A 21667-nucleotide genomic window follows, 5' to 3' on the forward strand; every position below is an offset into this window, starting at 1 on the left:
TCGCTCACAGCGCACCCTCGAGCGCGAGCAGCGCGGACTTGCGCTCGAGCCCGCCCGCATAGCCGGTGAGCGAGCCGTTGGCGCCGAGCACGCGGTGGCAGGGCACGATCACGCTGATCGGGTTGCGGCCGACCGCGGCCCCCACCGCGCGCACCGCGGCCGGCTTGCCGACACCGGCGCTGAGCGCGCCGTAGCTGGTGGTCTGGCCGCGCGGGATCGCAAGCAGCGCCTGCCACACCGACTGCTGGAAGGCGGTGCCGTGCGCGAGGTCGAGCGGCAGGTCGAAATGCGCGCGCCGGCCCGCGAAATAGTCGCCGAGCTGGGCGGCGGCCTGGCGCAGCACCGGGTGGGCGTCGTCGTTCGACCAGCCCGTGGTGTCGGGCCAGTGGCGCTGGCGCTCGAACCAGGCGCCGGCCAGGCCGCGATCGGTGGCGGCGAGCAGCAGCGGCCCGAGCGGGCTGTCGATGGTGGTGCAGTGCAGGGACGTGGTCTTGAATTTCATGGCTGTCTGGCGCTGGCGCACGCATCGGCTGCCGGCGCGGGTAGGGGTGTGGGATGGTGCCAGGCGCGCAGCACGGCATAGCCGCGCCACGGACGCCAGGCCCGGGAAGCCTCGGCCGCTGCGCGCGCCGTCGTGACGCCGAGCGCCTTCTGCAGCGCGACGTCGCCGGCCGGAAAGGCATCGGGCCAGCGCAGTGCGCGCATCGCGATGTATTGCGCTGTCCAGTCGCCGATGCCGGGCAGCGCCTGCAGCGCAGCCAGCGTGGCGGGCACGTCGGCACCGGGATGCAGCGCGAGCCGGCCCGAACCGACCTCGTTGGCGATCGCGAGCAGCGCCGCCTGCCGCTGGCGCACGATGCCGAGCCGGCCCAGCGCATCGCCGCTCGCTGCCGCGATCGCCGCGGGCGTGGGGAACAGTCGATCGAGGCCTTCGATGGGTGTCGCGATCGGCTCGCCGAAGGCCTCGACCAGCCGGCTGCCGAGCGTGCGCGCGGCGGCTACCGTGATCTGCTGGCCCAGCACTGCGCGCACCGCGAGCTCGAAGCCGTCGACCGTGCCCGGCACGCGCAGGCCGTCGCCCTGCGGAAAGCTGGCATGCAGTGCAGCGTTGATCGCCATCGGGTCGGCGTCGAGGTCGAGCATGGCGCGCACGCGGCTGATCACGGTCGGCAGCATGGCCGCGAGCCGATGGTCGACGCGCAGCAGCAGCTGGTCGCGCCCGGCATCGAAGCGCAGCTGCAGCCAGCCGGTCAGCGTGTGCTTGCCGTGCGCCACGCGCAGCGAGCGGGCGAAGGAGGGCGTTTGCGCATCTGTGTCGTCGATCGCTTCCATGCCGCGCAGCGCGCGGCGCTCGAAGAAGGCCAACATCGCGCGATGGTCGTAGGGCGGCCGGAAACCCAGCCGCACCTCGACCGAGTCGGCCGTGCGGGCGTCGCGCGAGGCGCCGGCGCGCCGCAGCGCGCTCGGGTTGAGGCCGTAGTGCCCCAGGAAGGCGGCGTTGAAGCGCCGCACGCTCGCGAAGCCGCTGGCCAGCGCCACCTGGGTCATCGGCAGGCGGGTGTCGGCGATCAGCTGCTTGGCGGCCAGCAGGCGGCGGGTCTGCAGGTATTGCAGCGGCGAGACGCCGAACTGCGATTCGAAGATGCGCCGCAGATGGCGGTCGCTGACGCCCAGCCGCTCGGCGATGCGGGCGGCGCCCGGGCCGTCCGCGGACCAGGCGTCGGGTTCGTCGATCAGGCGCGCGGCCTGCAGGGCCAGGATGCGCGAGGCGTCCTCGGTCGACCAGCTCGCGGCGCGCGGTGCCAGTTCGGGCCGGCAGCGCAGGCAGGGCCGGAAGCCCGCGGCCTCGGCCTGCGCCGCGTGGCGAAAGAAGCAGCAGTTCTCGCGCCGCGGCAGCCTGACGCGGCAGACCGGCCGGCAGTAGATGCCGGTGGATGTCACGCCCGTGAAGAACGAACCGTCGAAGCGTGCGTCGTGCGCCTTCATCGCCAGGTAGCAGGCGTCGCTCTCGAGTCCGGCGGTGGTGGCGGGGGCGGTGGACATGGGCACGATGATACGGCCGCGATCGTGCAGGAATAGCCATTTCCGGACATCTGGCACCCTGGGCCGATGCCTACAATGTTCTACGTTTTTGGAACTTCCAGAGGTTGTTTTCCCATGCAGCTCAGCGCATCGATCTTCAAGGCCTATGACATCCGGGGCGTGGTGCCCGCCACGCTCGACGCCGAGGTCGCCGAGGCGCTCGGACGGGCCTTCGGCAGCGCCGCACGCGCGGCCGGCGAGACCTCGGTGGCCGTGGGCCGCGACGGCCGCCTGTCGGGCCCGACGCTCGCGGGCGCCCTGATCAAGGGCCTCGTCGCGACCGGCATCGAGGTCATCGACGTCGGCGCCGTCACCACGCCGATGCTGTACTTCGCCGCCCACACGCTGTCGCGCAGCGGCATCCAGGTCACGGGCAGCCACAACCCCAAGGACTACAACGGCTTCAAGATGGTGCTGGCCGGCCGCGCCATCTACGGCGACGAGATCCAGGGCCTGCGCCGCGTGATGGAAGACGGCAGCGCCAAGCTGGCGCCCGGCGGCAGCGTGCGCCAGGTCGACGTCACCGAGGCCTATACGCAGCGCATCGTGGGCGACATCAGGCTCGCGCGGCCGCTGAAGATCGTGGTCGATTCGGGCAACGGCATCGCGGGCGCCACGGCACCGTCGATCCTGCGGGCCATCGGCTGCGAGGTCACCGAGCTGTTCAGCGAAGTCGACGGCGACTTCCCGAACCACCATCCCGATCCCAGCAAGCCCGAGAACCTCAAGGACCTGATCGCCGCGCTGAAGTCCGGCGACGCCGAACTCGGCCTGGCCTTCGACGGCGACGGCGACCGCCTGGGCATCGTCACGCGCGAGGGCAACAACATCTACCCGGACCGGCAGATGATGCTGTTCGCGCAGGACGTGCTGTCGCGCGTGCCGGGCGGCACCATCGTCTACGACGTCAAGTGCTCGCAGCGCCTGGGCCCGGCGATCGAGGCGGCGGGCGGCAAGCCGCTGATCTTCAAGACCGGCCATTCGCTGATCAAGGCCAAGATGAAGGAGATCGACTCCCCGCTCGGCGGCGAGATGAGCGGCCACATCTTCTTCAAGGAGCGCTGGTTCGGCTTCGACGACGGCACCTATGCCGGCTGCCGCCTGCTCGAGATCCTCAGCAAGAGCCCGAACGCGAGCACGGTGCTCGACGGCCTGCCGACCAGCTTCTCGACGCCCGAGCTCAACGTGGCCTGCGCCGAGGGCGAGCCGCATGCGGTGGTCGCCCAGCTGGTCGAGCGCGCGAAGTTCGCGCCGCCGGCCCAGGTCTCGACCATCGACGGCGTGCGGGTCGACTGGCCCGACGGCTTCGGCCTGGTGCGGGCGTCGAACACCACGCCGGTGCTGGTGCTGCGCTTCGAGGGCCAGACCGAGGCCGCGCTGCACCGCATCGAGGCCGAGATGCTCGCGCTGCTGCGCAGCGTGAAGTCCGACGCCCAGCTCGCGGCCGCCGCGCACTGAGGCTGTCAAGAGCGTGCGTTCGCTGCTGCTGCGCCTGTATGGCGCCTTCACCACCCTGGCCCAGCCGCTGGTGCGGCGCAAGCTGCGCCGCCGCGCCGTCGCCGAGCCCGGCTACGCGCATGCGGTCGAGGAACGCTTCGGCCACTACGACGCAGCTGCCACCGGCACCGGCTGGTGCTGGATCCATGCGGTCTCGCTCGGCGAGGCCCGCGCCGCGGGCATCCTGATCGCCGAGCTGCGGCGGCAATACCCGGGCATCCCGATCCTGCTCACCAACGGCACCGCCACCGGCCGCGAGGAAGGCGCCAAGCTGCTCGAGGAAGGCGATCTGCAGGTCTGGCAACCGTGGGACGCGCCCGGTGCGGTGGCGCGCTTTCTCGACCGTTTCCGTCCGCGCATCGGTGTGCTGATGGAAACCGAGGTCTGGCCCGAGATGACGGCTGCCTGCACCGAGCGAGGCATTCCGCTGGTGCTGGCCAACGCGCGGCTCAACGAGCGGTCGCTCGCCAACGCCGAGCGCCTGGCCTGGCTCGCACGGCCCGCCTACTCGGCGCTGGCCGCCGTGTGGGCCCAGACCGAGGCCGATTCGCATCGGCTGGTGTCGCTCGGTGCCAAGGTGGCGGGCGTCTACGGCAACCTCAAGTTCGACGCCACGCCCGATGTGCGCCAGCTCAACGCGGCTGCCAGGCTGCGCGGACAGCTGCCGCGCCCGATCGTGGTGTTCGCGAGTTCGCGCGACGGCGAGGAGCGGCAGCTGCTCGAGGTGCTCAAGCGCTTCGGTGCGCTGGCGCCGGTGCCGCCCGAGCAGGAAGCGGTGCGCTCGATCGTGCGGCGCGTGCACGACGTGCAATGGATGATCGTGCCGCGCCATCCCCAGCGCTTCGACGAGGTGGCTGCGCTGGTCGAGGCGCACGGCTTCGCGGTGGCGCGCCGCAGCGCCGCGGGTGCGCCGGCCGAGGCCGAGATCTGGCTCGGCGATTCGCTCGGCGAGATGGCGCTCTACTACGGGCTGGCAGACGTCGCCTTGCTGGGCGGAAGCTTCGAGCCGCTCGGCGGCCAGAACCTGATCGAGGCCGCGGCCTGCGGCTGCCCGGTGATCATGGGCCCCTCGACCTTCAATTTCGCCGAGGCGGCCGAACTGTCGCTCGCGGCCGGCGCCTCGCTGCGTGTGCAGGACCTGGAACACGCGGTGACGGCGGCTCTCAAGCTCACCGAGAACCCGGAGCGCCGCGAGGCGATGTCGCAGGCCGCGCTGGCATTTGCATCGGCCAACCGGGGTGCGGCGGAGCGCACGGCGACCGCGCTGCTGGCGATTGCGGAGAAGGCGTCGCCGGTGGGTGAGGGGGAGAGGGCGGAGCCGAGCCTGGAGTGAGTCGATGCGCATCGAACACATCGCCCTCTGGACCACCGACCTCGATCGCTTCAAGCGCTTCTACGTCGACTACTTCGGCGCCAGCGCCGGCAGCGGCTACGTCAACGCGGCCAAGGGCTTCGAATCCTGCTTCCTGAGCTTCGGCGACGGCGCACGCATCGAGGCCATGACGACCACGACGCTGCGGCCGCTCGCGATCGAGCCCGGCGCGCAGCGCATGGGCCTGACCCATTTCGCGGTGTCGCTGGGCTCCGAAGATGCGGTCGACCGGCTCACCGAGCGGCTGCGCGGCGACGGCCATCCGGTGCTCGACGGACCGCGTCGCACCGGCGACGGCTACTACGAGAGCGTGGTGCTGGACCCGGACGGGAATCGGGTGGAGATCACGGCCTGAGGGTTTTCAGACGTCCAGCTTGCTTGAATGGGTTCTTTCCCGCTGGCTTGGATTTTTTGCTGACGTCGAGCGTGGTCGGGAGCTTGCCGATGGGGGAAGCGTTGTGTGACGGCCTGCGGTTGCGCGGCGCGGCTGGGGCTGTGGGTCGCGGGCTCCTGCCGTGGCGGTCGGCGCGTAGCGCCGACTCCGTTGCGGTGCTCGCCTGCGGACGGTGTCGCGGAACTCGTTGCGTGCCCCTTCGGTGCACGCCACTCGGACAGCCGCGACAAGCCAGACAACGAAGCGCGTGTCTTCGCACGCGCCCGCCCGCAGGCTGCGCTCCTCACCGCCCCGGAAGTCGCCCGCGCCCCACACCCCCAGCCACGCCGCGCCGGGACGCCTTGCTTGATCGAAGAACCCGTCTCGGCCTTCGGCCATCGGGTGCGCAGTGCGCCCTGGCGTCACCTCGGTGGGGTCCCCGGTCGTTGATCGCGCCCTGAAACCGCCACACCGCCACCACAGCCGGGGTGTCTGCCGGTGGGCGGCGGTGCGCCTGTGGGGCGCCGAGGAGCGCAGCGTGGCCGGCTGCGCGTGCGAAGACACGCGCATCAACATCTAGCTTGCCGCAGCTGTTTGAACGGAGTGCACCGAAGGGGCACGCAGTGAGTTCTGCGGCACAGCCGGCCGCGCGAGCACCGCAGGGCAGTCGGTGCGCAGCACCGACCGCCCCACCGAAGCACCGACGCCCACCGGCAGAGACGTCGGCTGCGCACCCCAAGTGGTCGATCGCCTCGGCCAAGCCGCTCGTGGCCGACTACCGTCCAGCCCTGAACAGCGCGTTCAGCTCGTTCCCCGAAGCCGCATCTGTAAAACCGTCGAAGCGTCCCGAATCGGCGATGCCGCGCGCGGCGCGGATGAAGCCGCCCCAGGCCGCGCGTGCCATCGCGCCGCCGACGCTGACGCGACGCACGCCGAGCGCCTCGATGTCGGCCAGCGTGAGTTCGCTGGCCGATCCGACCAGCAGGTTGACCGGCTTGGGCGCCACGGCGGCGACCACGGCCGCGATCTGCTGGCGCGTGCCGATGCCCGGCGCGTAGAGGCAATCGGCGCCGGCCTCGGCATAGGCGCGGAGGCGCACGATCGTGTCGTCGAGGTCGGGCCGGCCGGCGAAGAAGTTCTCGGCCCGTCCCACCAGCAGGACCTGAACTTCGGCTTCGTCGATGGCGTCGCGGGCGGCGCGCAGCCGCGCCACGGCGGTGTCGATGTCGAACAGGGGGTTCGCCGGATCGCCGGTGGAGTCCTCGATCGACAAGCCGGCCACACCGGTGTCGATCGCCATGCGCACGCTCTGGGCAACGCCCCCCGCATCGTTCGCGAAGCCGTTCTCGAAATCGGCGTTCACGGGCAGGTCGGTGGCCGCCACGATGTCGCGCAGATGGGCCAGCACCGCCTCGCGCGACATCGCGCCATCGGGCAGGCCCCGCGACCATGCGCAGCCCGAACTGGTGGTGGCGAGGGCCTTGAAACCCAGGCCCTGCAGGTAGCGCGCGCTGCCCACGTCCCAGGGGTTGGGCAGAACGAAGCAGCCCTGGTCGTGAAGGATGCGGAAGTCGGCGCGGCGTTCGGCGAGTGTGCGTGTCATGAAAGCCTCCAGGCGCGCCATTCTGCGCCCCTACCGCCCGGTAGGAGCGCGAGTCCCCAAGGCGACGCGACCCCGGGAGAAACCTTAACCTGCCGCCGCGAACGCGCTTCCACAATGCATCGGTGCGTTCGATGCGGCCCCCGCCGCATCCCTTCGGCTCGATGCGAGGAATCACGTGGAAATGTTCTTTCAGCAGCTCCTCAACGGTCTCACCGTCGGGGGCGTCTACAGCCTGGTGGCCCTGGGCCTGACACTGGTGTACGGCATCCTGCACGTGCCGAACTTCGCGCACGGCGCGTTCTACATGTCGGGCGCCTTCGCGGGTTACTACCTGATGGCCAAGCTGGGCCTCAACTACTGGCTCGCGATGGCCGGCGCCGCGGCGCTGGTGGCCGTGATCTCGATGCTCACGCAGCGGCTGGTGTTCCATCCGCTGCGCAACGCGCCCGAGCTGCACGACATGATCGCGGCCATCGGCGTGCTGCTGTTCCTCGAGGCCGGCGCCCAGGCCCTCTTCGGTGCCGACTTCCATCGCATGCCCACGCCCTATGGCCAGGTGGTCGAGGTCTTCGGCCTCACGGCACCGCTGCAGCGTCTCCTGATCATCGCGGGCGCCTTCGGCCTCATGGTGCTGCTGCACCTGTTCCTCAATCACACGGTGGTCGGCTCGACCATCATCGCGATGGCGCAGAACCGGGACGGCGCGGCGCTGGTCGGCATCGATGCCACCCGCGTGACGCTGCTGGTGTTCGCGATCTCGGGCGCGCTGGCGGCCGTGGCCGCGGTGCTCTACGCGCCGATCAACCTGGTCTATCCCGCGATGGGCAACCTGGTCATCACGAAGGCCTTCGTGATCATCATCCTGGGCGGCATGGGCAGCTTCCCGGGCGCCATCGTCGGCGGCCTGATCATCGGCATGGCCGAGAGCTTCGGCGGCTTCTACTTCTCGACCGACTACAAGGACATCATCGCCTTCGTGCTGCTGGTCGTGATCCTCTCGTTCCGGCCGCAGGGCCTGTTCGTGCCGAAAGGGGCGCGCTGATGACCCGGCTGCTGCAAGGCAAGACCGGCTGGGCGCTGCTCGCGGTGCTGGCGCTGGCGTTCCCGCTGTTCGTGCAGAACAACTACCTGATCTCGGTCGCGACGCAGGCCTTCATCATGGCGATCGCGGCACTGGGGCTCAACCTGATCACGGGCTACACGGGGCAGTTCAACCTCGCGCACGGCGCCTTCATGGCGGTCGGGGCCTACACGGTCGGCATCCTCACGGTCGACCACCACGTGCCGTTCTGGATCGCCTTCCTGGCGGCCGGCGTCGTGACCGCGGTGCTCGGCTACTTCATCGGCCTGCTGTCGCTGCGCCTGCGCGGCCACTATTTCTCGATCTTCACGCTGTGCGTGAGCTACATCATGTTCCTGCTGATCGAGAAGTGGGAGAGCCTCACGCACGGGCCGGTGGGCATCATGGGCATCCCGTCGCCGACCGGCATCGGTCCGCTGCAGTTCGGCACGCCGCTCTCGCAGTACTACCTGGTGCTGGCCTTCCTGGCGCTCGGACTGTGGATCATGTCGCGCATCGTGCATTCGCTGCTGGGCCGCAGCTTCATGGCGGTGCGCAACAGCGACGACCTGGCCGAGGCGCTCGGGGTCGACCTGATGCGCACCAAGACGCTTTCATTCGTGCTGTCGGTAATCTATGCGGGCTTCGCGGGCGCGCTGTATGCGGGGCAGGTGCGCTTCCTCGGCCCCGACCTCGCGAGCGAGGCCGTGACCTTCGACCTCGTGATGTTCGTGCTGGTGGGCGGCATCGGCACCCTGCTGGGCCCGCTGGTCGGCACCTTCCTCGTCACCTGGCTCACGCAGAGCCTGCAGTTCCTGCAGGACTACCGCATGGTGGTGTTCGGGCCGGTGCTGATCGCGCTGATCATCTTCCTGCCCGACGGCATCGTCGGCACCTGGCTCAAGCGCCGCGCCCAGCGCGCCGATGCCGCGAGGGCGCAGCAGCAGCAACGCGCGCAGACACACGACGAGGCAACGGGCGACCCGGTCGCGCAGGAGGGAGGCCGCCATGCTTGAGATCGAATCGCTGACCAAGCTGTTCTTCGGCCTGACCGCGGTCGACCATGTCTCGACCCGCTTCGAGCGCGGCCAGGTCAGCGCCATCATCGGACCCAACGGCGCCGGCAAGACCACCTTCTTCAACCTGGTCGCGGGCACCCACAAGCCGAGCTCGGGCCGCATCCGCTTCAAGGGCCAGGACGTGACCGGCATGCGGCCCGATCACGTGGCCAGGCTCGGCATCGCGCGCACCTTCCAGACCACGCACCTGTTCGACAACGCGACCGTGCTCGACAACCTGATCGTCGGCCACCGCCTGCGCACCCGATCGGGCCTGTGGGACGTGCTTGCGAACACGCGCCGGCTGCAGGACGAGGAGCGCCTGTGCCGCGAGAAGGCGCGCGAGGCGCTCGACTTCGTCGGGCTCTCGCACATCGCCCACCGCATCGCGGCCGACATCACGCAGGAGGAGCGCAAGCGCGTCGCCTTCGCGCTGGCGCTCGCGACCGACCCCGAGCTGCTGCTGCTCGACGAGCCGGCCGGCGGCGTCAATCCCGAGGAAACCGTCGGTCTTGCGGCGCTGATCCGCAAGCTGGTGGACCACGGCAAGACCGTGTGCCTGATCGAGCACAAGATGGACATGATCATGCGACTGGCCGACCGCATCGTGGTGCTCAACAACGGCGCCAAGATCGCCGAGGGCACGCCAGAGCAGATCCGCCGCGATCCGCAGGTGATCGAGGCCTACCTGGGAGCCGACCATGTTGCGGTTTGAGGGCGTCGACCTGCACTACGGCAGCTTCCGTGCGCTGTCGGGCGTCACGCTGCATGCAGCGCCCGGCGAGCTGGTGGTGCTGCTGGGCGCCAACGGCGCGGGCAAGACCTCGATCTTCATGGCGGCCAGCGGCATCCACAAGCCCAGCGCGGGCAGCATCCGCTTCGGGGAGCGCGAGCTGGTCGGCCTGCGGCCGGCCCAGATCGTGGCCTCGGGCCTCGTGCATTGCCCGGAAGGCCGCAAGCTGTTCCCGATGATGACCGTGAAGAAGAACCTCACGCTCGGCGCCTACGTGCACCGGCGCGACGCGGCCGGCATCCAGCGTTCGCTCGACGAGGTGTTCGAGCTGTTCCCGATCCTCGCTCAGAAGCAGGACCATCCGGCCGGCTCGCTCTCGGGCGGCCAGCAGCAGATGGTGGCGATCGGCCGCGCGCTGCTCGGCCGGCCCAGGCTGCTGCTGCTCGACGAGCCCTCGCTCGGTCTCGCGCCGCTGATCGTCAAGCAGGTGTTCGAGGTCATCCAGCGCATCAACAAGGCCGGCACCACGGTGCTGCTGGCCGAGCAGAACGCCTATTCGGCACTGGCCATCGCAGACCGTGCTTACGTGATCGAGCGCGGCCGCATCGCGCTCGAGGGCGATCGCGATTCGCTGCTGCACAACGAGGCCGTTCGTGCCGCCTACATAGGCGCCTGAGGCCTCGAGATTTCTTCAACCCACCACCGGAGACAAACCGAAATGAAAAAAGACTTCCGCACCCATCGCGTCATGCTGCCGCTCGCCCTGGCCTGCGCGGCTGCCTTCGGCGCCGGCAGCGCCTTCGCGCAGGAGACCGTCAAGATCGGCTTCACGGGCCCGTTGAGCGGCGGTGCCGCTCTCTACGGCAAGAACGTGGTCAACGGCATGGAGATGGCGATCAAGGAGGTCAATGCGGCCGGCCTCGAGGTCGCGGGCAAAAAGGTCAAGCTCGAGCTGGTGGCGCTCGACGACAAGTACGCGCCGGCCGAGGCCGCGATCAATGCGCGCCGGCTGGTGCAGCAGTACCAGACGCCGGCGGTCTTCGTGCCGCACTCGGGCGGCATCTACGCGATGCAGGCCTTCAACGAGCAGGAGAAGTTCATCGTGATGGCGTACTCCAGCACGCCGAAGATCACGGAGACCGGCAACAAGCTCACGATCCGCATTCCGCCGACCTTCAACACCTACATCGAGCCCTTCACCAGCTACGAGATGAAGAAGTTCGGCAAGAAGGTCGGCATGCTGCCGGGCGACCACGAGTACGCGAAGAACTGGACCCAGCTGTTCGGCCCGGCCTGGGAGAAGGCCGGCGGCACGATCGTCTCGAACAACCCGATGTCCTACAACCGCTCGGCCGACTTCTACAGCGGCGTGAGCCGCGTGCTGGCCGAGAAGCCCGAGGTGCTGTTCGTCGGCGGCCCGTCGGAGCCGACCGCGCTGGTGGTCAAGCAGGCGCGCGAGCTTGGCTTCAAGGGCGGCTTCCTCATCATGGACCAGGCCAAGCTCGACGAGATGGCCAAGGTGACCGGTGGCCTGGCGCCGCTCGAAGGCTCGATCGGCGTGCTGCCGGTGTCCTATGACGAGCGCGTCGGCCCCAAGACCTTCGCGGCGGCCTACCGCAAGGCCTATGGTGCCGACAAGGACCCGACGACCGAGTCTTCGTACAACTACACGCTGGTCCACGCACTCGCGAGCGCGATGAAGATGGCTGGCACCACCACCGACGCCGCCGCGATCCGCGCCAAGATGGGCGACGCGCTGGCCAAGCTGCCGACCGACATCAATGCCGGCGGCTTCAAGGGCGTCGATGCGGTAGGCGGAACGCTGGTCGACCCGCTCGTCGCCACCGTCGAGGGCGGCAAGATCAAGCCGGTGAACCTCAGCGACCTCAAGTAGCGTCCGCGGCCGGGCCGTTCAGGGCTCGACGACGTTGAACATCGGTTCGAACTCGTCGAGCATCCCGAGCAGCGCGGACACCTTGGCGCGATCGCCGTCGACCGCGATCTGGCCGGCCTGCATGCCGGCGTCGATCGCCGCCGCGATGCCCGATTCGTGCGCGAGCAGGCGGGCCAGGCCGTCGCGGCTGACCGCGATGGATGCGTCCGCGACCGCTGCGCTGTCGGCGGGGTTGCCGGGGCGGTAGGTCAGCGCGGCGTTGTCCAGGGTCAGCGTCCAGTGCTCGCGGGCATCGACGATGTGCCAGTCCAGGCGCATGCGATGGCCGCTTGCGCGCTCGGCCACCAGCCGGATCGCGAGGCAGTCGAGGAACATCTCCATCGGCACGGCCTTGAGCAGGTCGTAGCTCATGCTGCGGCGGCGCGCCGCCGGCACGCCCACGCGCAGCTCGCGCGCGGCGAGCAGGTAGGCATTGCGCCAGGTGGCCGATTCGCTGGCGAAGCCGAGTGCCTCGAGCGATGCCGCGCACAGCGCGCGCGCCGGCTGGTTGCCCGGCTCGGCGAACACCAGGTGGCTCGTGACCTCGGCCACCCACCGGTGGTCGCCGCGCTCGAAGTCGGCCTGCGCCCGTGCGAGCAGGGCTTCGGCCCCGCCCATGTAGGCCACGTAGCGCGTGCCGGCCTCGACAGGCGGCAACGCGTGCAGCCGCGACGGGTTGCCGTCGTACCAGCCGAGGTAGTGCTGCACCACGGCCTTGACGTTATGCACCAGCGTGCCGTAGTAGCCCTGCGCATGCGGCACGTCGACCAGTTCCGGCGGCAGCCGCAGCACCTCGGCGATCTCGATCGCGGTCAGGCCCGTGTTCATGAGCCGCACGGTCTGGTCGTGCACGTACTTGTAGAGGTCGCGCTGCTGCGCGATGAATCCGGTCAGCGCCTCGCGGCCCCAGGTCGGCCAGTTGTGCTGCGCGAAGACCACATCCGAATGCGGGGCGAACTCGTGCAGCGCCTCGTCGAGGTAGCGCGACCACAGCCGCGCATCGCGCACCTGCGCGCCGCGCAGCGGGCACAGGTTGTGCATCGTGTGCTGGCCCAGCTCGGCCAGGTTGAGCGCGCGCAACTGGGGAAAGAAGAAGAACATCTCCGAGGGCGCCTCGCTCTCGGGTGCCAGCGCGAAGACGATCTCGATGCCGTCGACGACGTGCCGCTCGCGCTCCTTCTCGATCGTGCGCGTGGGCGGAATCAGCGTCACGGTGCCGTTCGGCAGGCTCTTGCCGAGCCCGCAGTCGACCTGGCCGCACACGCCGCGCGGCAGCGTGTTGCCGAACTGGAACTGCGATCGGCGCGACATCGCGTTGCCCGCGATCATGTTCTCGGCCACGGTGTGCCAGACGAAGCCCGCGGGCGCGATGATCGGCACGCCGCGGCGGATCGCATCCTGCTCGTCGATCACGCCGCGCACGCCGCCGAAGTGGTCGACGTGGCTGTGGCTGTAGATGACGGCAGTCACGGGCCGTTCGCCGCGCTGTTCGCGATACAGCTTGAGCGCCGCGGCAGCGGTCTCGGCGCAGGTGAGGGGGTCGATGATGACGATGCCGCGTTCGCCCTCGATGATCGTCATGTTCGCGAGGTCGAAGCCGCGCACCTGGTAGATGCGTTCGCAGACTTTGAAAAGGCCGTGCGCCATGTTGCGGCGGGCCTGCTGCCAGAGGCCCGGATGCACCGTAGGCGCTGCTTCCTCGGCCTCCAGGAATTCGTAGCCGGCGAGGGTCCAGACCACGCGCCCGTCGGCGCCGCGGATCTCTGCATTCGGCCAGGTCGCGATGAAGCCGCGGGTGGCCGGCTCGTCGGTGGCCGGCGCTTTGAGTGTTGCTGCGTTGGGTTGCATGTCGTCAGTCCAGCTTGGCTCCGGAGACCTTCACCAAGCGCTCCCACACGGGCCAGTCGGCGTCGTAGTTCCTGCGCGATTGCTCGGCGCTGGTGCCCATGGGCACCATGCCCAGCAGCTCGAAGCGCTTGAGCAGGTCGGGTGCCGACAGCGACTGCTGCGCCGCGCGCTGCAGCTTCGCGACGATCGGTGCCGGCGTGCCGTGCGGCACCGCGAGCGCGAGCCAGCCCGACATGCGGAATTCGGGATCCGCGAAGCCGGCCTCGGTGAAGGTCGGAACGGCCGCGAGGACCGGCAGCCGCTCCTCACCGGTGATCGCGATCGCGCGCAACTTGCCGCCATCGAGATAGGGCTTGGCCGAGACGATGCTCGCGAAGGTGAAATCGAGCTGGCCGCCCGCCAGGTCCTGCAGCATCGGTGCCTCACCCTTGTAGGCCACGTGCGTAAGCCTGGTCTTCCAGCTCGATGCCATGTGGGCGCAGGCCAGGTGCGGGTAGGAGCCCGCGCCCCACGAGCCGCAGTTGCCGCCATTGGCCAAGGCGCGCATCTCGCGCTTCAGGTCGGCCACGTTCTGGGCCTTGGAGCCGGCCGGCACCAGCAGCAGCAGCGGGGCGGTCGCGATCTGCGTCACCAGCGTGAGTTCGCGGCGCGGGTCGTAGCCCAGCTTGTCGTAGAGGAACTGGTTCGTCAGCAGCGACTGCGTCAGGCCCACCAGCAGCGTGTAGCCGTCCGGCGCCGCCTTGGCCACCGCCTGGGTGCCGAGGATGCCGCTCGCACCCGGCTTGTTGTCGATGATCACGGGCTGCCCCAGTTGCCGCGCCATCTGCTCGGCGAGCGCGCGCGCCACCACGTCGGTGCCGCCGCCGGCCGCATAGGGCACGACCACGGTGACGGCCTTGGCCGGGTAGTCCTGCGCCTGGGCCTGGGCGTGGCATGCGAGCAGGGCCATCAGCGCCCAGGCCCACTGCCGCTTGGTTGAAATGTTCATCGGGTGTCTCCGTCTTGGCATCGTGTGCGCCATTCTCGGCAGCATGCAATATGAAAGCCAATGCAAAATATGGCGTTCAATCTGTACTCGAACGCAAAAATGCAGCTTCGTCAGCTCCGTCACCTGCTGGCCCTTGCCGAACAGGGCAGCTTCGGCCGCGCCGCCGAGGCCGTGCACCTGTCGCAGCCCGCTCTCTCGCGCAGCATCGAGAAGCTGGAGGAAGACATTCAGGCGCGCCTGGTCGACCGCGCCTACGGCCAGGTGCGCTTCACGGCGGCCGGCGACCTGGTCCTGGCGCGTGCGCGCGAGTTGCTGGCCGACGCCGACCAGGTGCAGCGGGACGTCCTGCTGCTGCAGGGCCTCGCAACCGGAAGCCTGCAGGTGGGGCTCGGGCCCTTCGCCGCGGGCATGCTGGGCCGGCCGGCGCTGTCGCTCATGGCACAGCGGCATCCGAAGCTCACGGTGCGCATCGACATGGCCGACCCGGCCACGCTCGGCGAGCGGCTGCATCGGCGCCAGCTCGACCTGTTCATCGCCGACTCGCGCGACTTGAAGCGGCAACCGGGCCTGCAGTTCAAGCGACTGCCCAACGTCGACGTGTCCTTCTTCGTGCGCGCCGGACATCCGCTGCTGGCCCACGAAGGCGTCACGCTCGAGCAGGCGATGGATTTCCCTGTTGCGAGCCCGAACCTGCCAGCGGCCGTGGCGGCGTACTTCGAGCGCCAGGTCAGGCGCAGCGACCGGCCCGTCTTCAACCTCGTCTGCGACGACCTGGGCACGCTGCGCCACCTGGCGCTCAGCGCCGATGCCGTGATCCTCGCGCCCGATGCGGTCGGACTCAATCACGGCACGGAATCACTCGAGCGACTGGTCATCAAGCGCTTCACGCGCATGCAGACGCACTACAGCATCGTGCTACCGGCGAATCGAACCATGTCGCCGGCTGCGCTGGCCTTCACGCGTCTGGTGCACGAGATGATGGCGCCGGCGGGGGGGAAGGCGGTCAAGGCCGTGTAGCGTGCGCCATCGTGGACGCAGCCGGGGTGCCTGCCAGTGGGCGTCGGTGCTTCGGTGGGGCGGCCGGTGCTGCGCACCGACCGCCCCACACCCTCAGCCGCGCCGCGCCACCCCAGCCCGCAACACCACACCTTTACAGCGCCGCAGCCCAAAAACGCCCATAGCCCAAGACCGCGGCGCGCTCAGCGCGTGCGCTGCGGCAGTTGCTCGATGACGGGCGGTGGCGGCGGCACCGGCATCGCGGGCGCCTGCGGACTGAAGGGCGGCGTCACGACGGGCGGTACCACCGGGATCGCAGAGGTGCCGGCCGGGCTCGGCAGCACCGGCGGCGGCACCGGCACCGGGCTCTGCGTCGCGGCCGAGGGCCGCGTCGGCGAAGCTTCGCTCTGCACGTTCGCGCGTCCGCCGAGCGCGAGCGTGGCGTTGACGGCCTCGAGGTCGGCCGCGGTCAGCGTGCCGTTGGCCTGGCGCAGCCTGAGGTTGCCCACCAGCACGTTGTAGCGCGCCACGGCGAGGTCGCGCCGGGTCTGGAACAGCTGGCTCTGCGAATTGAGCACGTCGATGTTGATGCGCACGCCGACCTCGTAGCCGAGCCGGTTGGCCTCAAGCGCGCTCTGGCTCGACGCCTCCGCGGCCTCGAGCGCCTTGACCTGCCCCGCGCCCGAGACCAGCCCCAGGTAGGCGGTGCGCGTGGCCTGCGAGACGCTGCGGCGCGTCGATTCGAGCTGCTGGCGCTGCTGCTCCTCGAGCGCCAGCGTTTCCTTGATGCGGTTCTCGGTCGCGAAGCCCGCGAACAGCGGCATGTTGAACACCACCGCGATGCTGGCGGCGTTCACGCGCACCTTGCCGGTGGTGGTGCTGGTGGTGCTGCCGTTGGGATTGTTCGTGACGTTGTAGCCGAGCTGCGCATCGAGCGTGGGCTTGTGGCCGGCCTGGGCCTTCTCGACCTCGAGCCGCGCCACCTCCACGCCCAGGCGCGCCTGCTCGATCGCGGGGTGGGTGTCCTCGGCCTGCGTGACCCAGGCGTTCATGTCGGCCGGCTGAACCACGGGCAGCACCACCGGCGCGGCCAGCGGCACCGGCTGGCTGTTGGGCTGGCCGACCAGCAGGTCGAGCGCGATCTTCTTGACCTGCAGGTCGTTCTCGGCCGCGATCTCCTGCGCCAGTACGAGGTCGAAGCGGGCCTGGGCCTCGCGCGTGTCGGTGATGGTCGAGGTGCCGACCTCGAAGTTGCGCTTGGCCGAGGCGAGCTGCTCGGCCACGCCGAGCTTCTGCTGGCGCACCAGCGCGAGCGTGTCCTGGCTCGAGAGCACGTCGAAGTAGGCCTGGCTCACGCGCACCACGAGGTCCTGCTCGGCGATCCTGAGCACGTCGCCTGCGATGTCGACCTGGCGCTTGCTCTGTTCGTAGGTCGCCCAGTTGGCGGGGCGGTAGAGCGGCTGCGTGGCGTTGACGCCCGCGGCCTGGGTGGGGATGCCGCGGGTCAGCGACACGCTGTCGGCCGACAGCTCCTGGTGCGTGGCAGTGGCGTTGCCCGACAGCCCGACCGCCGGCAGGATGCCGGCCTTGGCCTGCGCGGCGCGCGCCAGGCTGGCGTCGTACTGCGCGCGGGCGCCCTGGTAGGTGGCGTCGTAGCCGCGCGCGGCGTCATAGAGTTGGATCAGGCTCTGGCCATGGGCCGGCAGCGCGAGCGTCGCGACGAACAGGGTCGCGAGCGCTGCCGAAAGGGGGGTAGGCCGGAGCACGGGCATGAAGCGTCCTTGGGGATTCGAAATCTGTGACGGGTGGCGCGCGGGAAGATCAATAGCGCGGGACCGCGGGGTCCTGCTGGGCCGACCAGGCGTCGATGCCGCCCGCGATGTTGGCCACCTCGTCGAAGCCGTTCTGCACCAGGAAGGCGGCCACGCGCTGGCTGCGTGCGCCGTGGTGGCAGAGGCAGGCGATGCGCTGGGCCGGGTCGAGCTCGCCGAGCCGCGCAGGCACCTCGTTCATCGGAATCGCGACCAGCGTGAAGCCGCTCGGCGTCACGCTCGCGGTCTGCAGTTCCCACGGCTCGCGAACGTCGAGCAACACCGGCTTGGCGCCGGGATTGCGGGCCAGCCAGTCGGCAAGTTCGGTGGGGCGGATCTGATCGATCATGGGGTGGCGCGCCGGGTCAGAAGTTGAAGCGCGACGGCACGGGGAAGTTCAGGAGGCGCGGCGCCACCGTGTCCCAGGGCTGGATCGTGTCCCACTTCCCTTCGCCGGTGCGGGTCACGAAGTGGGCGCGCATCATCGGTTCGTCGCCGACCACGGCCGCGAGGCGGCCGCCCGGCTTGAGCGAGCCCAGCAGGCCCTGCGGAATGCGCGCGACCGAACCGCTCAGCACGATGACGTCGAAGGTCGGCCCGCTCGGCAACGGCGAGGCGCCGTCGGCGTTGCGCACCTCGACGTTCATCACGCCGTTGCGACGCAGGTTCTGGGTCGCGAAGGCCGCCAGGCCCGGATCGATCTCGAGCGACAGCACCTGGGCCGCGCGGTCGGCCAGCAGGGCCGCCATGAATCCGCTGCCGGTACCGATCTCGAGCACGGTCTCGTGCTTCTGGATGTGCAGGTCCTGCAGCATGCGGGCCTCGACCTTGGGCGAGAGCATGCATTGGCCGGGCTCGGAAGCCGTGCTCGCGCCTTCGAGCGGGAGCTCCATGTCGAAGAAGGCCAGCGCGCGATGTGCCTCGGGCACGTAGTCCTCGCGCCGGATGCGTGCCAGCAGGTCGAGGATGTCGAGGTCGAGCACGTCCCAGGGGCGGATCTGCTGCTCGATCATGTTGAAGCGCAGGCGCTCCAGGGTGGGGGTGGGATTCATGGGACGGCTCTCCTTGCTGCGGGATTCAGGACAAACCCTTAATTTTAGGGGGCGTGACGGGCGACGCATCCGCGGCCTGTCTGGGCTGGCCGGCCCAGCGGCGGCGTGCCCAGTTGGCGAGGTCGTCCATGTAGCAATAGACCACCGGCACCACCACCAGCGTGAGCAGCGAGGACGTGATGACGCCGCCGATCACGGCCTGCCCCATCGGCGCGCGCTGCTCCGAGCCTTCGCTGACCGCGAAGGCCAGCGGCACCATGCCGAAGATCATCGCCAGCGTGGTCATGAGGATCGGGCGCAGCCGCACGCGGGCTGCCATCAGCAGCGCCTCGGCGCGCGGCAGGCCGGGCACGGGCGTGACGCCGTCCTCGGCCACGCCGGGTTCGCGCGCACGGATCGCGAAATCCACCAGCAGGATCGCGTTCTTGGTCACCAGGCCCATCAGCATCACGACGCCGATGATCGAGAACATCGACAGCGTCGAGCGGAAGATCAAGAGCGCCAGCACCACGCCGATCAGCGTCAGCGGCAGCGAGGTCATGAGCGCGAGCGGCTGCAGGAAGCTCCTGAACTGGCTGGCCAGGATCATGTAGATGAAGATCACCGCGAGCGCCAGCGCCGACACGGCGTAGCCGAACGATTCCTGCATGTTCTTGGTCGAGCCGCTGAACTGCCAGCCGTAGCCGGGCGGGAAACTGATCCCGGCCAGCGCGGTGCGGATGTCGGCCGAGATCTCGCCGGCCGAACGTCCGTCGACGTTGGCGTTGATGCTGACCTCGCGCGCCAGTGCGCGCCGGTTGATCTGGTTCGGGCCGGTGGATTCGCGCACCTCGGCTACCTGCGCCAGCCGCACGATGCGGCTCGAGCCATCGGCATTGGCACCCACCGCGGTGCTCACGAAGGGCAGGCGCGCGAGGTCGGCCGGCGAGTTGCGCACATCCGGCGCCAGCCGCACGTTGACGTCGTAGGTCTGGTCGTCGGGCGCCCGCCAGTTGCCCACAGTGGTGCCGGCCACCAGCGTGCGCAGCGAGGCCGCGATCGGCGCCACGCCGAGGCCGAGGTCGGAAGCGGCATCGCGCCGCACCACCACGCTGACAGTCGGCTTGTCGGGCTTCAGGCTCGAGTCGAGGTCGACCAGGCCCGGGATCGGGCGGATCGCCTCCATCACGCGCCACGTGAGGCGCTCGAGCTCCTTGAGGTCCGGTCCCTGGAGCGAGAACTCGATCGGCTTGTTGCCGCCCACCGAATCGCGCAGCCCGACGTGCGTGACCGTGATGCCCGGCACCGACCGGAGCCGCTCGCGCAGCACGCCCGACATCTGGTCGACGCTGCGGTTTCGGGCACGACGGTCGACCAGCCGCACGTAGATGCTCGCGTAGATCTTGCCCTGGGCATCGCCGCTGTTGATGGTGGTGAGCGTGTAGCGCACCTCGGGCATCTCGCGCAGCACCGCCTCGACCTGGCGCGCACGCGCCTCCGTGACCTCGAGCGACGAGCCCACGGGCGTGTAGAAGTTGATCGCGGTCTCGGAGAAGTCGGCCTTGGGCACGAACTCGGTGCCCAGCAGCGGCACCATGAAGATGCTGCCGACGAAGATCGCGAAGGCCGCGATCACCGTGGCGAGCTTGTGCACCAGGGCCCAGCGCAGGATGCCCTGGTAGCCCTCGGCCAGGCGCTCGGTGCCGCGGTCGAACCAGCCGGTGACGCGGCCGATGGTCTTGTCGTAGAAGCTGACCGGGGCTTCGTTCTTGCCGTGCTTGTCGATGGCCGGGTCGTGCCAGATGCTCGACATCATCGGGTCGAGCGTGAAGCTCACGAACATCGAGATCATCACGGCCGCCACGATCGTGATGCCGAACTCGTGAAAGAACTTGCCGATGATGCCTTCCATGAAGCCGATCGGCAGGAACACCGCGACGATCGACAGCGTGGTCGCCAGCACCGCGAGGCCGATCTCCTGCGTGCCGTCGAGCGAGGCCTTGTAGGGCGTCTTGCCCATCTGCACGTGGCGCACGATGTTTTCGCGCACCACGATCGCGTCGTCGATCAGAAGGCCCACGCACAGCGACAGCGCCATCAGCGTGATCATGTTGATCGTGAAGCCGAACATCGCCATGAACCAGAAGGTGCCGATCAGCGCGATCGGCAGCGTCAGGCCCGTGATCACGGTCGATCGCCACGAGTTGAGGAACAGGAACACGATCAGCACGGTGAGCACCGCGCCCTCGATCAGCGTCTGGCGCACGTTCTGCACCGCCACGCGGATCGGGCGCGAGGCGTCGCCGATCGGCTCCAGCCGCACGCCCGGCGGCAGTTGCGGCTTGATCTCGGCGATGGCCTTCACGAGGCCGTCGACCACCTGGATGGTGTTCTCGTCCTGCGCCTTCTGCACCGACAGCAGCAGCGTGCGCTGGCCGTTGTAGAGCGCGAGGCTGTCGATCTCCTGGGCGCCGTCGCTCACGCGCGCCACCTGGTCGATGCGGATCGGCGCGCCGCCCTTGCGCGCCACGATGATGCGGCCGAAGTCCTCGGGGCGCTCCATGCGGGCGTCGATCTGCACCACGCGGTCCTGCTCGAGCGAGCGCACCGAGCCGACCGGCAGCGCCTGGTTCTCGGTGCGCACCGCATCCACCACCTGGCTGGCGCTGACGCCGAAGGCCTCCATGGCCTGCGGGTTCAGGTAGATGTTGATCTCGCGCTTGGTGCCGCCGACCAGCGTGACCGAGCCGACACCGCGCACGTTCTCGAGCCGCTTCTTGAGCACCTGGTCGGCCCAGTTCGTGAGCTCGACCGCGCTCGGCTGGTTCGCCTTGTCGCCATCGGGCAGCACCGCCACCGACCACACGGCGCGCGAGGCCGGGTCGAAGCGCAGCACGCGCGGGTCCTTCACCTCGTCACGAAACAGCGGCCGCACCGCGGCCACCTTCTCGCGCACGTCCTCTGCCGCCTTGCGGCCATCGACGTAGAGCTGGAACTCGATGATGACGACCGACTGGCCTTCGTAGCTGCGCGAGGTCAGCGCGTTGATGCCGGCGATCGAGTTGACCGCTTCCTCGATCTTCTTGGTGACCTCGCTCTCGACGATCTCGGGCGAGGCGCCCGGGTACTCGGTGATCACCACCACCACCGGGAAGTCGATGTTCGGGAACTGGTCGACCTGCAGGCGCTGGTACGAGAAGGCGCCCAGCACGACGAGCGCGAGCATCAGCATGGTCGCGAAGACCGGGTTCTTGAGACTGACGCGCGTGAACCACATGCGGG

General features: G+C 69.5%; 18 protein-coding genes. 9 read left to right on the forward strand and 9 right to left on the reverse strand.

Features of this window, described 5'->3' with window-relative positions; all coding sequences use genetic code 11:
• Positions 1-4: 4 nt before the first annotated feature.
• Both QTH87_RS04875 and QTH87_RS04880 read right to left on the reverse strand, forming a co-directional pair.
• Positions 5-502, reverse strand: coding sequence for a methylated-DNA--[protein]-cysteine S-methyltransferase (locus QTH87_RS04875; protein ID WP_286607353.1), 498 nt, complete (start codon positions 500-502; stop codon positions 5-7).
• Entirely contained in the window at positions 499-2043 is a 1545-nt protein-coding gene (locus QTH87_RS04880) for a DNA-3-methyladenine glycosylase 2 family protein (protein WP_286607354.1), read from the reverse strand. Before QTH87_RS04880 ends, QTH87_RS04875 begins: the two co-directional genes overlap by 4 nt.
• A gap of 114 nt (positions 2044-2157) precedes the next feature.
• Here QTH87_RS04880 and QTH87_RS04885 point away from each other — a divergent pair, with 114 nt between their 5' ends.
• The 3 genes from QTH87_RS04885 to QTH87_RS04895 are packed head-to-tail and all read left to right on the forward strand — an operon-like array spanning position 2158 to position 5306.
• Positions 2158-3540, forward strand: a complete 1383-nt coding sequence (locus tag QTH87_RS04885) for a phosphomannomutase/phosphoglucomutase (RefSeq protein WP_286607357.1) — start codon at positions 2158-2160, stop codon at positions 3538-3540.
• A 13-nt stretch (positions 3541-3553) separates the two neighbouring features.
• Complete coding sequence (locus QTH87_RS04890; protein WP_286607360.1) at positions 3554-4912, forward strand: 3-deoxy-D-manno-octulosonic acid transferase; 1359 nt, start codon at positions 3554-3556, stop codon at positions 4910-4912.
• A 4-nt stretch (positions 4913-4916) separates the two neighbouring features.
• A complete protein-coding gene (locus QTH87_RS04895; RefSeq protein WP_286607362.1) occupies positions 4917-5306 on the forward strand; it encodes a VOC family protein in 390 nt (129 codons plus the stop codon).
• A 793-nt stretch (positions 5307-6099) separates the two neighbouring features.
• Here QTH87_RS04895 and QTH87_RS04900 read toward each other — a convergent pair.
• On the reverse strand, positions 6100-6927 hold the full coding sequence (locus tag QTH87_RS04900) for an isocitrate lyase/PEP mutase family protein (RefSeq protein ID WP_286607363.1): 828 nt from the start codon (positions 6925-6927) through the stop codon (positions 6100-6102).
• A 175-nt stretch (positions 6928-7102) separates the two neighbouring features.
• Between QTH87_RS04900 and QTH87_RS04905 the strand changes: the two genes are divergently transcribed.
• From QTH87_RS04905 to QTH87_RS04925, 5 genes are read left to right on the forward strand one after another with little or no spacing between them, the layout of a single operon-like run.
• Positions 7103-7969, forward strand: coding sequence for a branched-chain amino acid ABC transporter permease (locus QTH87_RS04905; protein ID WP_286607365.1), 867 nt, complete (start codon positions 7103-7105; stop codon positions 7967-7969).
• A complete protein-coding gene (locus QTH87_RS04910; RefSeq protein WP_286607367.1) occupies positions 7969-9003 on the forward strand; it encodes a branched-chain amino acid ABC transporter permease in 1035 nt (344 codons plus the stop codon). The genes QTH87_RS04905 and QTH87_RS04910 overlap by 1 nt, the downstream gene beginning before the upstream one ends.
• Positions 8996-9760: an ABC transporter ATP-binding protein gene (locus tag QTH87_RS04915; RefSeq protein WP_286607368.1), complete on the forward strand. Its 765-nt coding sequence runs from the start codon at positions 8996-8998 to the stop codon at positions 9758-9760. Before QTH87_RS04910 ends, QTH87_RS04915 begins: the two co-directional genes overlap by 8 nt.
• The gene (locus QTH87_RS04920; RefSeq protein ID WP_286607371.1) at positions 9747-10454 is read left to right on the forward strand and encodes an ABC transporter ATP-binding protein; all 708 of its coding nucleotides are present in this window, start codon (positions 9747-9749) and stop codon (positions 10452-10454) included. Before QTH87_RS04915 ends, QTH87_RS04920 begins: the two co-directional genes overlap by 14 nt.
• Before the next feature lie 42 nt (positions 10455-10496).
• On the forward strand, positions 10497-11672 hold the full coding sequence (locus QTH87_RS04925; RefSeq protein ID WP_444812738.1) for an ABC transporter substrate-binding protein: 1176 nt from the start codon (positions 10497-10499) through the stop codon (positions 11670-11672).
• Positions 11673-11690: 18 nt separating this feature from the next.
• Here the strand turns inward: QTH87_RS04925 and QTH87_RS04930 are convergent, their stop codons facing one another.
• Complete coding sequence (locus QTH87_RS04930) at positions 11691-13559, reverse strand: alkyl/aryl-sulfatase (RefSeq protein ID WP_286607372.1); 1869 nt, start codon at positions 13557-13559, stop codon at positions 11691-11693.
• Between the two features lie 4 nt (positions 13560-13563).
• On the reverse strand, positions 13564-14547 hold the full coding sequence (locus QTH87_RS04935) for a Bug family tripartite tricarboxylate transporter substrate binding protein (RefSeq protein ID WP_286607373.1): 984 nt from the start codon (positions 14545-14547) through the stop codon (positions 13564-13566).
• Between the two features lie 99 nt (positions 14548-14646).
• Between QTH87_RS04935 and QTH87_RS04940 the strand changes: the two genes are divergently transcribed.
• A complete protein-coding gene (locus tag QTH87_RS04940) occupies positions 14647-15564 on the forward strand; it encodes a LysR family transcriptional regulator (RefSeq protein ID WP_286607374.1) in 918 nt (305 codons plus the stop codon).
• Between the two features lie 182 nt (positions 15565-15746).
• On the opposite strand, the gene QTH87_RS04945 is transcribed toward QTH87_RS04940, so the two are convergent.
• From QTH87_RS04945 to QTH87_RS04960, 4 genes are read right to left on the reverse strand one after another with little or no spacing between them, the layout of a single operon-like run.
• Positions 15747-17315 carry a TolC family outer membrane protein gene (locus QTH87_RS04945; RefSeq protein ID WP_286607376.1) on the reverse strand — a complete coding sequence of 523 codons (1569 nt, stop codon included), beginning with the start codon at positions 17313-17315 and terminating at the stop codon, positions 15747-15749.
• A 49-nt stretch (positions 17316-17364) separates the two neighbouring features.
• A complete protein-coding gene (locus tag QTH87_RS04950; RefSeq protein WP_286607377.1) occupies positions 17365-17703 on the reverse strand; it encodes a rhodanese-like domain-containing protein in 339 nt (112 codons plus the stop codon).
• 16 nt (positions 17704-17719) lie between these two features.
• Positions 17720-18406: a protein-L-isoaspartate O-methyltransferase family protein gene (locus tag QTH87_RS04955; RefSeq protein WP_286607380.1), complete on the reverse strand. Its 687-nt coding sequence runs from the start codon at positions 18404-18406 to the stop codon at positions 17720-17722.
• 25 nt (positions 18407-18431) lie between these two features.
• Positions 18432-21662, reverse strand: a complete 3231-nt coding sequence (locus QTH87_RS04960) for an efflux RND transporter permease subunit (protein ID WP_286607382.1) — start codon at positions 21660-21662, stop codon at positions 18432-18434.
• Positions 21663-21667 lie beyond the last annotated feature (5 nt).

Source organism: Variovorax jilinensis (assembly GCF_030316885.1).
Taxonomy (GTDB): Bacteria; Pseudomonadota; Gammaproteobacteria; order Burkholderiales; family Burkholderiaceae_C; genus Variovorax; species Variovorax jilinensis.

What these genes read in the sequence shown, in the direction of transcription:
- QTH87_RS04875 (WP_286607353.1), bottom strand. Translation starts at nt 502, where the DNA reads ATGAAATTCAAGACCACGTCCCTGCACTGCACCACCATCGACAGCCCG.
- QTH87_RS04880 (WP_286607354.1), bottom strand. Translation starts at nt 2,043, where the DNA reads ATGTCCACCGCCCCCGCCACCACCGCCGGACTCGAGAGCGACGCCTGC.
- QTH87_RS04885 (WP_286607357.1), top strand. Translation starts at nt 2,158, where the DNA reads ATGCAGCTCAGCGCATCGATCTTCAAGGCCTATGACATCCGGGGCGTG.
- QTH87_RS04895 (WP_286607362.1), top strand. Translation starts at nt 4,917, where the DNA reads ATGCGCATCGAACACATCGCCCTCTGGACCACCGACCTCGATCGCTTC.
- QTH87_RS04900 (WP_286607363.1), bottom strand. Translation starts at nt 6,927, where the DNA reads ATGACACGCACACTCGCCGAACGCCGCGCCGACTTCCGCATCCTTCAC.
- QTH87_RS04910 (WP_286607367.1), top strand. Translation starts at nt 7,969, where the DNA reads ATGACCCGGCTGCTGCAAGGCAAGACCGGCTGGGCGCTGCTCGCGGTG.
- QTH87_RS04915 (WP_286607368.1), top strand. Translation starts at nt 8,996, where the DNA reads ATGCTTGAGATCGAATCGCTGACCAAGCTGTTCTTCGGCCTGACCGCG.
- QTH87_RS04920 (WP_286607371.1), top strand. Translation starts at nt 9,747, where the DNA reads ATGTTGCGGTTTGAGGGCGTCGACCTGCACTACGGCAGCTTCCGTGCG.
- QTH87_RS04925 (WP_444812738.1), top strand. Translation starts at nt 10,497, where the DNA reads ATGAAAAAAGACTTCCGCACCCATCGCGTCATGCTGCCGCTCGCCCTG.
- QTH87_RS04930 (WP_286607372.1), bottom strand. Translation starts at nt 13,559, where the DNA reads ATGCAACCCAACGCAGCAACACTCAAAGCGCCGGCCACCGACGAGCCG.
- QTH87_RS04935 (WP_286607373.1), bottom strand. Translation starts at nt 14,547, where the DNA reads ATGAACATTTCAACCAAGCGGCAGTGGGCCTGGGCGCTGATGGCCCTG.
- QTH87_RS04940 (WP_286607374.1), top strand. Translation starts at nt 14,647, where the DNA reads ATGCAGCTTCGTCAGCTCCGTCACCTGCTGGCCCTTGCCGAACAGGGC.
- QTH87_RS04945 (WP_286607376.1), bottom strand. Translation starts at nt 17,315, where the DNA reads ATGCCCGTGCTCCGGCCTACCCCCCTTTCGGCAGCGCTCGCGACCCTG.
- QTH87_RS04950 (WP_286607377.1), bottom strand. Translation starts at nt 17,703, where the DNA reads ATGATCGATCAGATCCGCCCCACCGAACTTGCCGACTGGCTGGCCCGC.
- QTH87_RS04955 (WP_286607380.1), bottom strand. Translation starts at nt 18,406, where the DNA reads ATGAATCCCACCCCCACCCTGGAGCGCCTGCGCTTCAACATGATCGAG.
- QTH87_RS04960 (WP_286607382.1), bottom strand. Translation starts at nt 21,662, where the DNA reads ATGTGGTTCACGCGCGTCAGTCTCAAGAACCCGGTCTTCGCGACCATG.